Here is a 12,335-nt window from a genome sequence, read left to right as displayed (position 1 = left end):
CGATTGCGTGCATCCGACCGATGTACAGTGAACTGAGAGGTATGTATCTGTTGAACCCCGACGGTCAAATCAGGCGGATACTCGGCGGCGGCCTGTCCCCGTCCCGGAAAACGCTGCGGCGAAGGATTCCTTTATCCCGGAGTGTCGTGTTCGATCCGACGAATAGTGGCACGTTTCGGAAACTCGGTTGCCCTGCTCCGGAACCGGGAGTTCCTCTCGCTCGCCGGCACCGCGTTCGCCCGGAGCCAGGCGTACTCCACGATCATCATCACGCTCGCGCTCTACGCCAACACGTTCGACACCACCGGGTTCGTCGAGGGGCTCTGGGGCACCGCGTTCGCGTCGGTCCAGCTGCTGATCGTGCTCCCGCTGGGCCGGAAGATCGACACCGGGAACGCCAAACACTGGCTGCTCGGCGGGATGTTGCTCAACGTCCTGGTGTTCGTGGGGTACATGTTCATCGCCGATCCGATCAACGCCGAGATCGTCGCCGCCCTCGAAACCGTCGGCGCGGGCGCGCTCTGGACGACCAACGGCTCGCTGCAAGTCGTCTTCGTCCGGATGCTTCAGGGGGTCGGCGCCAGCATCCTCTGGATCACGGGCTCGACGGTCGTCGGGCAGATCTCGCCCGACGACGAGAGCGGCCGCTGGCTCGGCTCGTACAACCAGGTCGCGGCGTTCTCCTCGCTCGCGGGCGATCTGGTCGGCGGTCTGCTGCTCTCGATGTACGACCCGCTCCAGTCGCGGGTGGTGTTCCTCGTGCTGGCGGGAGTCACGCTGGTCGCGTTCGTGTTCGTCTATACGGAGCTCCGTGACAACCCCGGCGGTGGCGTCGACGACCCCGAGGCGCAGTCGGGGATCGGGACGATCAAGAAACTGCTCAAACTGCCGATGCTGCGGTCGCTGGTGCTGTTCCGGCTCTCCTTCTCGGTCGGGAAGATGGCGGTGATCATCTTCCTCCCGATCCTCGCGCGCACGGAGTTCGGCATCAACGCCTTCGCGATCGGGTGGATCCTCGCGGGCGGGAAGATCACCAAGGCGCTCCTCCAGGGGTACGTCGGCGACCTCACCGACCGGATCGGCGACCGCGCGAAGTTCGTTGCCGTGGGCGCGCTGGTGTACGGCCTGGGGATCGCGCTGATCCCGCTGTCGCTGCCGGCCGAGGAGACGATGGGGCGGTTCTATCTGGGGTACTTCGGCCACGGGCAGGAGCTCGGCGGCGGCTTCCTCGTGCTGTTCGCCGCCTACGCGATCCTGGGGATCGGTGACTCGATCCGGCTGCCGGCGAGCATGGCGCTGTTCGTCGAGGAGGGCGAGAAGTACGACTCGGTCGCGAGCGCGATGTCGCTTCGGTCGATCTCCTGGAAGGTCGGGCAGACCGCCGGCCCGCTCGGGGTCGGGCTGATAAAGGACTTCGTGGGCACCGTCGAGGCGTTCCTCACGGCGTCGGTGTTCGTGTTGTTCGCGACCGGGGTGTTCTGGTTCACCCACACCATGTCGAAGGAGTCGGAGGCGGAGCCGGCGTTGGGGGATTAGTCGCCCTGCTCGGCTGACCGCGTGTCGAGGGAGTCAGGCACCCTGCTCGGCTGACTGCGTGCCGAGCAGGTCAGGCTTCCATCGCTTCGACCTCGAACGCCTCCCGTTCGACCGCGAGGCGATATGTCGGCACCGTGCGGTACTCCACCTCGACCACGTTCTTCCGGCGCAGGCTCCCCAACGCGTCGCGGACTGCCTCGACGTCGGGGTCGGCGTCGAACCCCTCGCGGAGCTTCTGGAGCACGCTCACGACGCTCTCGGAGCGTTCGTCCGGCCCCGCGAGCACGTCGAGCACCTGCGCGTGGAGCCGTGGCACTCGAATCCGGTCCGGGACGCCGCCCTCCTCGTCCTCGGGCGGCACGCTCGGTTCGACGTCGACGAGGTCGACGCCCTCGGCGGTCGCCCGGATCAGGCTGTCGTCGTCGCGGTAGTAGTAGTCGCTCAGCTCCGACTCGAGATACTGGTGGACCTCGCTCCCCGACTCCATCCCCCAGCGATCCTGGAGCTCCTTGTTCTTGGTCGGCTGGAGGGTCACGATGTCGGCGAGGCGCTCCTTGGCCTCGTCGCTCAGACTCATCGACCGTGGCTGGGGCGTCGGGGCGTATGGCTATTCCGGTCCCGGCGGGCCGGAACCACGCCAGCTAAGCCCGCCACCCCGCTACGGGGCGACGTGCGAAACGTCACCGACCGCGTGTCGAACCCGTTCGGGATGGCGCCGCCCTGCGATCGCTTCGTCCCCGGCTACGGCGACGCCAACGCCGACTTCCACGTCGTCGGCGACCACCCGGGCGTCCACGGCGGTGTCGACACCGGCGTTCCGTTCACGGGCACGCCGGCGGCAGAGCGCCTCCAGGACGCGCTCCACGAGGCCGGCCTGCTCCACTCCGTCGGCGACGAGCCCGAGGTCGAGCGGACGTTCCTCTCGTACCTCCACATGTGCGTTCCGGACGGCGAGCCGACCGAGGACTCCTATCGCGAGATGGAGCGGTACTTCGACGCCGAGGTTCGCGCCATCGCCGCCCACGTACTGCTCCCGGTCGGCGAGCGCGCGACCCGGCACGTCGTGGAGACGTTCACCGCCCGCGCCCACCGGACCGAGATCGAGATGGACCGCCTCCACGGGCAGGAGCTACTGGGAAGCGGCTGGCTGGTGGTCCCGATCAAGGATCCGGCTGACTGGGACGACGGCGACGCCGACCTGCTGGTGGAGTCGCTGCTGAAGCTCCAGTCGACTGATTTCCGCAGGGAGAGCGATCTCGGTCGGTTCCTCCCGGGTGGGGAGTCCTACCACGTCCGGTAGCGCTCAGCGCGTCGCCAGCAGGTACCGGCCGACGTCGACGAGGAACCCGCCGGCGCTCAGTACGGGCAGCACGATCAGCCCCAGCAGTGCGACCACCGTCGGGACGGCGACGACCGGCCAGACCGCGAGACAGAGCCCTGGCGCGAGCGAGGGCAGCGCGTACAGCCACGCGGCGCCGCGCCCGAACCGCCCGACGGTCGTCAGCACGACCAGCGGGAGCAGTACCGTCCCCGCGAGCAGCACCAGTCCCAATGTCGGTGTTCCCGCAGTGGCCGCCCGAGCGGCCTCGAGAACGTACGCGGTCGGCGAGCCGAGCGGGAACGGGCCGAGCAGCGCCGCGGCCGGCGACGCCGTCACGTCGCCGACGAACTCACGTATCGCGGCCAGCCGCGGGAGCGCATAGACGCCGAGGCCGCCAGCGTAGACGAGCAGCGACAGGACGACGACGCCGTACCAGCGCTTCAGTCCGCGCCGTCGACGGACGCCGGCGGGGACCGACGAGTCGCCCGTGGCGGTCTGTGCCGAACTTGTAGCGGCGTCCCAACTGTCGCGTTCGGCGCCGGCGGTCGTGGCTCGTTCGTCGGTGGTCCCCGTCGAGCTGCTGCTCCCGCTCGACGCTGTTCCGGCGGTCGACGAACGCTCGTTCGCCGTCGATCTGCTGCTCCCCGTCGATCGTTCGTCGGCCGTCGACGTGCTGCTCCCTGTCGACCCGTCACCGCTGGTCGGTTCGGCCGTTCCCGTGGCCGATCCGGACTGGGTAGTCGTTGTACTGGTCGTCGACGTGTTGTCGGTCGACGTGTCGCCGGGCCCTCCCGTCGACGGTTCTGTCGTCCCGCTCGTCGATGCTGTCGAGGACGTGCTGACGTCCGTCGCCGTCTCGGTCGTCGACGCCCCGTCGGGGAGGTCCTCGTCGGGGAACACCGACACCGGCGGGAGATCGTCGAGATGCTTCTCGACGTACTCGCGGTGGCCCAGCCGATCGTACGTCTTGCGCTCGGCCGGGTCCGAGAGCACGTCGTGGGCCGTCCTGACGAGTTTGAACTGCGCGTCACCCTCCGGGTGGTCGTTCACGTCCGGGTGGTACTCCCGGACGCGCTTTCGGTACGCGCGTTTCAACTCCTCGGCGGCGGCGTCGTCGGGGACACCGAGAACGTCGTAGAGGTCCGCCGGCATGGCTCCCGCTACGACCAGTCCGTGTTTGAATCTACCGCCCTTCGGTCGCCCAGCTGTCACGCGAAGTGGGAACCCTCTTGGGCGGCGGCCGAGCAGTTCGGGTATGGAACGGATCCGTCTGGGGAACACCGTCTTCGAAGGGGAGAACAACGTCTACCTCCTGCAGGGCGAGGAGACCGTGCTCGTCGACGCTGGCGTCGCCACCGAGCCGACCCGCGAGGAGTTCGTCGACGCGCTCGCGTCGTTCGGCGTCACGCCTGCCGACGTCGATCGCGTGTTCCTGACGCACTGGCACTACGACCACGCCGGCCTGGCTGGGATGATCCAGAACGCCGGCGGAGCGACTGTCCACGCCCACGAGGCAGACGCCGCGCTGATCTCTGGAGAGGAGGCGTCGTTTATCGAGGACCGATCTCTCCAGCAGGAGACGTTCGAGGGCTGGCAGCTTCCCGACGAGCCACGCGAGGAACTGCTCTCCTTCCTCGAGGGCCACGCCGAGCTCGCCGGCGAGGACGTCGACGTGACACCGTTCACCGGCGGCGACCGCTTCGACGTGAACGGGACCGAGTTCGAGGCGGTCCACCTCCCCGGCCACTCCGCCGGGCTCACCGCCTTCGCGTTCGAGGACGGCGGTGATCGTCAGGCGTTCGTCGGTGACGTGATCCTCCCGAAGTACACGCCCAACGTCGGCGGTGCCGACGTACGGGTGGAGTCGCCGCTGGCGAAGTACGTCGACAGCCTCATCGAAGTGGTCGAGCGCGACTGGGAGCGCGCGCTGCCCGGCCACCGCGACCCGATCGAGGACCCGGCGGGCCGAGCGCGGGAGATCATCGGCCACCATCGCGAGCGGACCGAAAAGGTGATCGACCTGCTCGACCGCCACGGCGCGTGTGACGTCTGGACCGTGAGCCACCACCTGTTCGGCGAACTGGAGACGATCCACATCCTCCACGGGCCCGGCGAGGCGTTCGCCCACCTCGACCACCTCGAACGCCACGGGGTCGTCGAGCGGGAGGCGACCGACTACCGACTCGTCGTCGACGACCCGGACGTCGACGAACTGTTCCCCGAACCGTAGACGTTCACGACCGCACGCCCGGCCACGGCCAAAATCCCGACCGCGATGGGCGCGAAGGCATCGCGCTCCACTACGACGTCCGAGCGTTCCCGCTCGACGGCGATCAGGTCGGATCGGCGTCGACGGTCGCCGACGACCTGCGCAAGACTGTCCGACGCCGCGATACGGTCGCGCCGGCGGCGGCCGACGACTGAGAGCGAACAGGCGGTGCTGGGCGCCGCCGACGGACACACCGCGCTCCCGCTCCCCCGCCGGCGGTGAAGGTCAGGGCACGGGCAGGGTGGTCCCGGCATCGTACTTGAAGGATCGCCCCGAAGGGGAACGCCCTTATTTCTGCGTGTGGTTACTCCGGGTGCGCACCGATGGTCTAGTGGCAGGACCTGAGCCTTCCAAGCTCATGGCCCGGGTTCAAATCCCGGTCGGTGCATGTTTTCCGAGCGAAGCGGTGTAAACTGCACAGGGATTTGAACCCTGCCAGTCGCGCGCAGTGAGTGGAACGAACGAGCACGTCCGGCTCTGGTTCAAATCCCGGTCGGTGCATCCAACTTCTGCGTTCCACCTTTACCGTTCCGCGTAGTACTGTCGGAGCTCGAGTAGCGGACCGGGAGGTACAGGTCGCTACAGCTACAACCCACCTCACATGAGCAAGACCGTCGACGAACTACGCAACGAGATCCGGGTCGATGTCGGACGGCACGAACGACTGGTCTCTTCCGGGTTCACGAAGGAGGCGTTGGCAGCGTTGTGTGACTCGCTGGATACGGACGTGGAGACAGCGAACATTCCCGGAAAGGACGTGATGCGACGGGCGATCAGCGAAGAAGCCGCCGACATCGACGAGAACCGCGACCAGAGCAATGGGTTCCGGAAAGGGGAACTGGAAGCGATCGCTGCCGAACTGGACGGCGAGTGAGTTGTCGTCGGAGCCGTCGATCGACCAGTCCTGAAACCACTCTACCTTCCCACGGAACCCTCCCGGCAGCCGAAGAACTAACCCATAGCCGTTTCACCACACCCTCAATGGAGCGGAAGAATCGCTTCGTCCAGGACACCGAGGTCCTGATCTACCGGCTCAGCCACGGTAACGTCGACGAAGCGAAGCGGCTCGTCGAACAGCTCTGCCTCGTCGCCGAGAGCCTGGCACAGGATCTCGAGGACGGCGACCGCAAGCAGTTCCTGCGCGGGACGAGCGAGCTGATGGCTCGGTTCAGGAAACAGATCGTCGAACTGGAGGAGGAAGGCAAGCCCGACGAGGAGATCACCGGGACCGTGCTCGACGCGATGAACGACCACTTCACCCACGACGTGACCGAGTTCGCGCTCGACCTGCGTGCTGAGGAGTCCGTCGACGCCGAGAACACGATCGACCGGCTCGTCGAGGAGAACGAGTGGCTCAGGCGGGAGCTCCAGTCGGCGGAGGCGGACTACATGGAGCTGTACGAGGAGATGCAGCGCGCCGATCGAGCCGTCGACCCCTGAGCCGGCGTCAGCGGACGACGGTCACCGGGACCGGCGAGCGTCGGACCACTTTGCGTGCGACGTTCCCGACGAACAGCCGATCGGCGAGCGAGCCGCTGTGGCTACCGACGACGACGGCGTCGTACTCCGCCGCCATCGCGACGATCTCCTTCGCCGGACTCCCCCACGCCACCTCCGTCTGGATATCGACGTCGTGCTCACGGCCGATCTCGCGGGCGCGTTCAAGCACCGCCGAGGCCTGCTCCCGGGCTTTCTCCTCGACGTCCGCCTCCAGCGCGGCTTTGAGCGCCTTCCCCATCATCGGCGACGGCTCGCCGACGACGTTGAGGACGTGGATCTCCGCGTCGGGGTGGATCTCGAGGGCGTACCTGAGCGCCGTCTCGGCCATCTCCGAGCCGTCCATCGGGACGAGCACGCGTGCGACCATGCACCACGTAGGTGCCCCGGCGGTAAACCACTACCCCCGTTTTCGATCGCCGTTCCTCCGAGAGCCGCCGTTTTCCTCGCACCCTCCCAGTGTCACCCCGACCGGTGTGTCGACCGTCCCCGTTACCCGCCCGTGATCCGGCGAGTGCTCCGGCGCGCCCTCAGGGACCCCCCGACCGACGGCGAGCACGCTCGCGCCGCCGTTCAAGCAGCCGTCGCACGCCCTGTCCCGGCCCGCCGTCGATCGGCCAGCCGTTCGTCCGCCACTGCGGCGGCTCCGGTTCGAACGAACCACAGCGGCTGCTGCACTCGGCCTCGCTCTGACACCGACCTTTCGCGCCACAGACCGGCACCATCCCGCGGCCGGTCCGGGCCAGATCGAACCACCGGCAGTCGGGCCGGGTCGTCTCCGTGAACGAGCGCCAGCCCTTCCCGTACGCTCGTTCGGCGAGCAGCCGCCGGCGCCGCGTCTTCTCCCCGGGATCGAACCGTTCACTGTCGCTCTCGGGGTCGAGCGTCGAAGGGAGCCAGTCGACCGTCGCGGCGTCAGCGTGCGTTCCGGCCGAGAAGTCGAACGTGAGCACGCCCGCCTCGACGGGGAACTGTCGCAGGAGCGCGGGCTCGACCCGGTCGCCGGTCCGGCCCGTCGCCAGCCACACCTCGTCGGCCAGCGCGGTCTCGACGTCGTGTTCCAACTGCCCCGAGAGCGCGGCGGCGGCGCTGGCGTCGAGGTCCGGCTTGTTCTCGATCGCGATGATCCGGGACACCCACTCCGGGTAGGCACGTTTCCGCCGGATCTCGATCCGGTTATCGTTCTTCCGTTTCTCGACGAGCCCCCGGGCGGCAGCGCGGTGGATCGCCTCCCGGACGTAGCGCCACGGGTAGCCCGGGTCCGGGAGCGCGTCGCGGTAGTACCCCCAGTCGGCGGGCGCGTGCCGCACGACGGGGAGGAGGTCACTGTCGATAGTCCGATCCCCGAACTCACGGCGCGCCGCGAGCCCTTCGGGGTCGCACTCGATCACGATGGTGTCCCAGCGGCGCTGCTGGGTGCCGAGTTGGCGCGAGACGATGACGGGGCCGTCGCTCGCGTCCGCCGGCTCGTCGGGCGGCCAGCCCAGCTCCGCCCAGCGACAGACCAGTAGCTCGAAAGTGAACTCCGACTCGATAGCGGGGGCGGACACCGCCTTACGCCGGCGTGCCGACGTACCCCTCGCCGTCGGCCTCCTTCACCTCGTCGAGGTAGTCGTGAGCCTCCTCGAGGATGTCGCGGGGGCCGTCCTGGGTGATGGTGTTGAGCGCCTGATCGTAGTCGCGCCACTGCATATCCCGGTGCTCCGAGGAGAGCTCGGCGCTCGCCTCGAAGGACCGCGCGATGAACAGGTGGACCGTCTTGTGGATGGTCTCCCCGTTTGCCTCGAACACGTAGTCGTACTCCTCGCGGAAGCCGTCGATGAGTCTGAAGTCCTCGATGCCGGCTTCCTCCGTCACTTCCCTGATCGCGGTCTGCTGGAGCTCCTCTTCCCCCTCGACCCCGCCCTTGGGAAACTCCCAGTCCCCGGGACGGCTCTTCAGGAGAAGGTACTCCCGTTCGCCGCGGGTGTCGCGGAAGAGGATGGCTCCGGCGGACGTCGCTTCGACCGTCATTGCGTGCGGATACGCATCGTGCTCTTAAATCGGCTTCGGTGGGCCGAAAGCATCCGCCGCGCGCCGGCCGGTAGATGCGCTTTTCACGCTCGAACCCAACCCTCGAGTATGACCTTCGTCACGACGCTCACGTTCCGGAGTGGGGACCGGGACGTTCTGGACGATACGGTGGACGGGCTCAAACAGCGAGTGGAGCGCAAGGGCGCCGAGTGTAAGGGCCCCCACCAGGAACAGCCGGAACACCACACCGTTCCGCTGTACAGCCGCTGCCAGCCGAGCGAACAGCTCGACCCGTGGAACTACACCGTCTACACCCGCTGGCTGGAGATCCACGGCTCCGACCACATCGCCCGCGAGGTCGTTGCAACCGACCTCCCCGACTCCATCCGCGTCGAGGTCGACGTGGAACGCCGCGCAAGCCAGGCGTACCGCTAACGACTTCCTTCTCCCGCTGATCCGTCCTCTCCGCAAAAAAAAGTCCGCCAGCGGCCGCTCAGCGCAGTTCCGCTTCGCCGGTCGCGTTGTCGGCGTCGAACGCGGTGACGCGGATGCGGGCTTCCTCGTCGACGGTCACGTCGTCGGCGGCGTCGGGCAGCCTGAGCACCGTGTCACCGATACGGACCAGCGCGTCCTCACCGTCACGGCTGGTGACGATGGCGGTCAGCTCGTCGCCCGGGCTGTACGTCGGTTTCGACGTCCGGAACCCCACGCCGGCGAGGAAGGCGCCGAGTCGGCTCATACGCGACTCACCTCCTTGCTCTCGCGGTCGCTAACGTACTCCAGTCCGAATCCGGTCAGGGCGGCGGCGAGGAACACCGCCACCAGGAACCAGCCGTGGAACACGTACGGGAACACCGCGGCGGGGTTGACCAGCATCTCGGCGGTGAACCACTCGTACTCGTCCGGGAGCCCCTGCATCGCGGTGTACCCCGCGAGCACGCCGCCACCCCACGGGAAGATGTACCCCAGCGCGGAGGTGTTGGCGTCGAGGATGTTCGCCCGGCGGTAGCCGTTGATGTTGAACCGCCGGCCGAGCGTACGGATGTACGGCGCGATCGCGATCTCGGCGGCGGTGTTGATCGTCACCATCGCGTTGACCATGGCGGTGCCGAGCACCATCGTCACCTCGGCGCGACGCACCGTGGTCGCGACGGTGTCGAGCAGCCACGTCTGGAGCGCCTCGAACCCGCCGCCGGCGCGCATGATCTGTGCGCCGGCGACGATCAGCAGCGTCAGCACGATCAGCGGGAAGAACCCCACCGCGCCCGAGTAGATGCTCCCGCCCACGCCAGCCTCCGCAGCCGGCACGGTTTCGACGATCGCGCCGATCAGTGGCGCGCCGGCGAGCGCCTGCGCGAACCCGGAGTTCTCCGAGGCGGCGAACACGAGCATGTCGCTGACGCCCACGTCGACGCGGCCGGTCGCGCCGAGCACCACGTTCAACACGAACGCGCTCGCGAGCCCCCACGACACTGCCTCGACGATGTGGCGACCCGTGATGGCCGTCCCGATGACGATCGCGACGGGGATCAGGTGGAGCAGCCCCCACGCCGCGCCGGAGGCGACGCCCGCGTTCGCGGCGGGCTCGTTGGTCGCCATCGTCAGGCCCGCGATCACGTACGCCCCCAGCGCCGGCACCGCAGCGATGACGGCGTACTTCACGCGCGAGGCGACGACGCCGCCGATGTCGGCGTCCTGTGTCACCGCGCTCACGATGGTCGTGTCCGAGACGGGCGCGAGGTTGTCACCGAACACCGCCCCCGAGAGGATCGCACCGAACAGGAGGATCGGGTTCGTCCCAAGCAGCACGCCCGCCGGGAACACCAGCGTCACGAACGCGATAGTCGTCCCGTAGCCGGTACCGATCCCGGTCGCCAGCACCGCCGCGAGCAGGAACGTTACGGCGGGGAACAGCGAGGCGCCGACCTCGGCGACGCCGGCCAGCCAGACGAGGCCGTCGACGAACCCGCCGGCCTGGATGGTGTTGGCGAACATCCCCGCCCAGAGCCACGCGACGGCGGCGGTCGCCGCGACCTCCTGGGTCATCCCCTCGAAGATGGCGTCCGCGTACGCTTTCCAGTCGCCCCGGACGAACGGGAGCCCGGCGATCAGGCCGACGAGCATCCCGACGACGAGGCCGGACGTGTCGCCGATACCCAGCACGCCGGACTGGAACACGGCCCAGACGATGAACAGCGTGATCGGCAGCGCGCTGACCGCCGGCCCGCCGCGGAACCGGAGCGACGTCTCTTCACCCGATTCGGTCGTTGGTTCGTTCTGCACGGACGGTGGTGGTGTGAGGCATGCGTATAAAGACCATGGCTCGCGGTTCTAGTGGCCACGACCGACTGTCGACTGCCGGCGCGCCGGGGTTTAAGCGCTCGCGGACCCACTCACCGGCCGTGCACGTAGACGCCGACGACCTGATCTCGTTCCGCCGGGAGCTCCACCGTCACCCCGAGCCGGCGTGGTGTGAGTTCTACACCACCGCCCGTATCGTCGAGGAACTCCGCGCCCGCGACGTGGACGAACTCCACGTCGGCCCGGACGCGCTGGAGGAGAGCGACGAGCCACGCATGTCCCTCCCCGACCAGGCCACCCGCGCCGAGTGGAAGGACCGCGCCGTCGAGGCCGGCGCCGACCCGGACCTCCTCTCGCGGCTCGACGGCGGGAACACCGGCGCTGTCGCCGTGATCGAGCAGGGCGAGGGGCCCACGGTCGGCCTCCGGGTCGACATCGACGGGCTCCCGATCACCGAGTCCGACGACGACGATCACGTCCCCGCCGCGGCGGGGTTCCGCTCCGAGAACGAGGGGTACATGCACGCCTGCGGCCACGACGCCCACGCGACCCTCGGCCTGGGCGTGATCGACGCTGTCCAAGATTCCGACTTCTCGGGCACGCTGAAGGTGTTCTTCCAGCCGGCCGAGGAGCGCGTCGCCGGCGGCGGCCCGATGTCCCGCTCGGGCCACCTCGACGATGTGGACGCGCTGTACGCGGTCCACGTCGGCCTTGATCACCCGACCGGCGAGATCGTGGCCGGCGTCGGCGGCTTCCTCGCGGTCTCGGGGTTCGAAGTCGAGTTCGAGGGCACTTCCGCCCACGCGGGCGCCCACCCGGAGGAGGGCGACAACGCGATCCAGGCGATGGCCGAGGCGGTCACCAGCATCTACGCCGTGCCGCGCCACGCCGACGGGCCGACCCGGGTGAACGCCGGCGTCGTCGAGGGCGGCACCGCGTCGAACATCGTCGCCGAGCACGCGCGGATGGAGGGCGAGGTCAGGGGGGCAACGACGGAACTGATGGAGTACATGTGGACGGAGACGGGTCGCGTCGTCGGCGCCGCCGCCAACATGCACGACGTGACCGCCGAGCGCACGCTGAACTCCCGGGCCCCCTCCGCCGAGAGCGACGAGGAGCTCGCGTCGATCGTCGCCGACGTCGCCGAGGGTGTCGAGGGCGTGGACTCGATCCTCGACCACGACGACCTCGGCGGCAGCGAGGACGCGACGTACCTGATGAACCGCGTGCAGGATCAGGGCGGGCAGGCTTGCTACGTCGGCCTGGGAACCGACCACCCCGGCGGCCACCACACCTCGACGTTCGACGTGGACGAGGAGTCGCTGCGCATCGGCGTCGAGACGCTGGCGGGCGCGATCGAGGCGTTCAGTCAGGAGCAGCGCTGACTGGGCTGGGCGG

General features: G+C 68.6%; 14 protein-coding genes and 1 tRNA gene. 8 read left to right on the top strand and 7 right to left on the bottom strand.

The features are described from left to right. Positions 1-165 precede the first annotated feature (165 nt). A complete protein-coding gene (locus tag B4589_RS02770; RefSeq protein WP_079232836.1) occupies positions 166-1,536 on the top strand; it encodes an MFS transporter in 1,371 nt (456 codons plus the stop codon). A gap of 70 nt (positions 1,537-1,606) precedes the next feature. Here B4589_RS02770 and B4589_RS02765 read toward each other — a convergent pair whose 3' ends face one another. Further along, positions 1,607-2,113 carry a DUF5797 family protein gene (locus B4589_RS02765; protein ID WP_079232835.1) on the bottom strand — a complete coding sequence of 169 codons (507 nt, stop codon included), beginning with the start codon at positions 2,111-2,113 and terminating at the stop codon, positions 1,607-1,609. Positions 2,114-2,206: 93 nt separating this feature from the next. Between B4589_RS02765 and B4589_RS02760 the strand changes: the two genes are divergently transcribed. Further along, positions 2,207-2,836 (top strand): uracil-DNA glycosylase family protein, encoded by a 630-nt coding sequence (locus B4589_RS02760; protein WP_079232834.1) that lies wholly within the window; start codon positions 2,207-2,209, stop codon positions 2,834-2,836. Between the two features lie 3 nt (positions 2,837-2,839). Here B4589_RS02760 and B4589_RS02755 read toward each other — a convergent pair whose 3' ends face one another. Beyond that, positions 2,840-4,009: a DnaJ domain-containing protein gene (locus B4589_RS02755; RefSeq protein WP_079232833.1), complete on the bottom strand. Its 1,170-nt coding sequence runs from the start codon at positions 4,007-4,009 to the stop codon at positions 2,840-2,842. A gap of 103 nt (positions 4,010-4,112) precedes the next feature. Here B4589_RS02755 and B4589_RS02750 point away from each other — a divergent pair, with 103 nt between their 5' ends. From B4589_RS02750 to B4589_RS02735, 4 genes are all read left to right on the top strand, one after another. Further along, entirely contained in the window at positions 4,113-5,087 is a 975-nt protein-coding gene (locus B4589_RS02750) for an MBL fold metallo-hydrolase (protein WP_079232832.1), read from the top strand. A gap of 356 nt (positions 5,088-5,443) precedes the next feature. After that, positions 5,444-5,514: transfer RNA gene (locus B4589_RS02745), tRNA-Gly, on the top strand. A 213-nt stretch (positions 5,515-5,727) separates the two neighbouring features. Beyond that, on the top strand, positions 5,728-6,000 hold the full coding sequence (locus B4589_RS02740) for a hypothetical protein (RefSeq protein WP_079232830.1): 273 nt from the start codon (positions 5,728-5,730) through the stop codon (positions 5,998-6,000). 107 nt (positions 6,001-6,107) lie between these two features. Continuing rightward, entirely contained in the window at positions 6,108-6,566 is a 459-nt protein-coding gene (locus B4589_RS02735; RefSeq protein ID WP_079232829.1) for a hypothetical protein, read from the top strand. Between the two features lie 7 nt (positions 6,567-6,573). Here B4589_RS02735 and B4589_RS02730 read toward each other — a convergent pair whose 3' ends face one another. The 3 genes from B4589_RS02730 to B4589_RS02720 all read right to left on the bottom strand — a co-directional run bounded on the left by B4589_RS02730 (position 6,574) and on the right by B4589_RS02720 (position 8,636). Next, positions 6,574-6,993: a universal stress protein gene (locus tag B4589_RS02730; protein ID WP_079232828.1), complete on the bottom strand. Its 420-nt coding sequence runs from the start codon at positions 6,991-6,993 to the stop codon at positions 6,574-6,576. Positions 6,994-7,153: 160 nt separating this feature from the next. Then, entirely contained in the window at positions 7,154-8,173 is a 1,020-nt protein-coding gene (locus B4589_RS02725) for a DUF5787 family protein (protein ID WP_176330488.1), read from the bottom strand. Positions 8,174-8,177: 4 nt separating this feature from the next. Beyond that, positions 8,178-8,636 (bottom strand): bis(5'-nucleosyl)-tetraphosphatase, encoded by a 459-nt coding sequence (locus B4589_RS02720; protein ID WP_079232827.1) that lies wholly within the window; start codon positions 8,634-8,636, stop codon positions 8,178-8,180. 108 nt (positions 8,637-8,744) lie between these two features. On the opposite strand from B4589_RS02720, the gene B4589_RS02715 reads away from it, so the two are divergent. Then, positions 8,745-9,071: an uS10/mL48 family ribosomal protein gene (locus B4589_RS02715; protein WP_079232826.1), complete on the top strand. Its 327-nt coding sequence runs from the start codon at positions 8,745-8,747 to the stop codon at positions 9,069-9,071. Positions 9,072-9,129: 58 nt separating this feature from the next. On the opposite strand, the gene B4589_RS02710 is transcribed toward B4589_RS02715, so the two are convergent. Together B4589_RS02710 and B4589_RS02705 are read right to left on the bottom strand one after the other, a co-directional pair. Next, on the bottom strand, positions 9,130-9,375 hold the full coding sequence (locus B4589_RS02710; protein WP_079232825.1) for a hypothetical protein: 246 nt from the start codon (positions 9,373-9,375) through the stop codon (positions 9,130-9,132). Next, on the bottom strand, positions 9,372-10,919 hold the full coding sequence (locus B4589_RS02705) for a Na+/H+ antiporter NhaC family protein (RefSeq protein ID WP_079232824.1): 1,548 nt from the start codon (positions 10,917-10,919) through the stop codon (positions 9,372-9,374). Before B4589_RS02705 ends, B4589_RS02710 begins: the two co-directional genes overlap by 4 nt. Before the next feature lie 119 nt (positions 10,920-11,038). On the opposite strand from B4589_RS02705, the gene B4589_RS02700 reads away from it, so the two are divergent. After that, on the top strand, positions 11,039-12,322 hold the full coding sequence (locus B4589_RS02700; RefSeq protein ID WP_255246115.1) for an amidohydrolase: 1,284 nt from the start codon (positions 11,039-11,041) through the stop codon (positions 12,320-12,322). Positions 12,323-12,335 lie beyond the last annotated feature (13 nt).

Origin of the sequence: Halolamina sp. CBA1230 (assembly GCF_002025255.2) — an archaeon.
GTDB lineage: Archaea > Halobacteriota > Halobacteria > Halobacteriales > Haloferacaceae > Halolamina.
This window is presented reverse-complemented; position numbering and strand designations above follow the sequence as displayed.

Bases quoted from the DNA above. Each gene is read 5' to 3' on its own strand.
- B4589_RS02710 (WP_079232825.1), bottom strand. From the start codon at position 9,375: ATGAGCCGACTCGGCGCCTTCCTCGCCGGCGTGGGGTTCCGGACGTCG.
- B4589_RS02720 (WP_079232827.1), bottom strand. From the start codon at position 8,636: ATGACGGTCGAAGCGACGTCCGCCGGAGCCATCCTCTTCCGCGACACC.
- B4589_RS02730 (WP_079232828.1), bottom strand. From the start codon at position 6,993: ATGGTCGCACGCGTGCTCGTCCCGATGGACGGCTCGGAGATGGCCGAG.
- B4589_RS02755 (WP_079232833.1), bottom strand. From the start codon at position 4,009: ATGCCGGCGGACCTCTACGACGTTCTCGGTGTCCCCGACGACGCCGCC.
- B4589_RS02715 (WP_079232826.1), top strand. From the start codon at position 8,745: ATGACCTTCGTCACGACGCTCACGTTCCGGAGTGGGGACCGGGACGTT.
- B4589_RS02740 (WP_079232830.1), top strand. From the start codon at position 5,728: ATGAGCAAGACCGTCGACGAACTACGCAACGAGATCCGGGTCGATGTC.
- B4589_RS02735 (WP_079232829.1), top strand. From the start codon at position 6,108: ATGGAGCGGAAGAATCGCTTCGTCCAGGACACCGAGGTCCTGATCTAC.
- B4589_RS02765 (WP_079232835.1), bottom strand. From the start codon at position 2,113: ATGAGTCTGAGCGACGAGGCCAAGGAGCGCCTCGCCGACATCGTGACC.
- B4589_RS02750 (WP_079232832.1), top strand. From the start codon at position 4,113: ATGGAACGGATCCGTCTGGGGAACACCGTCTTCGAAGGGGAGAACAAC.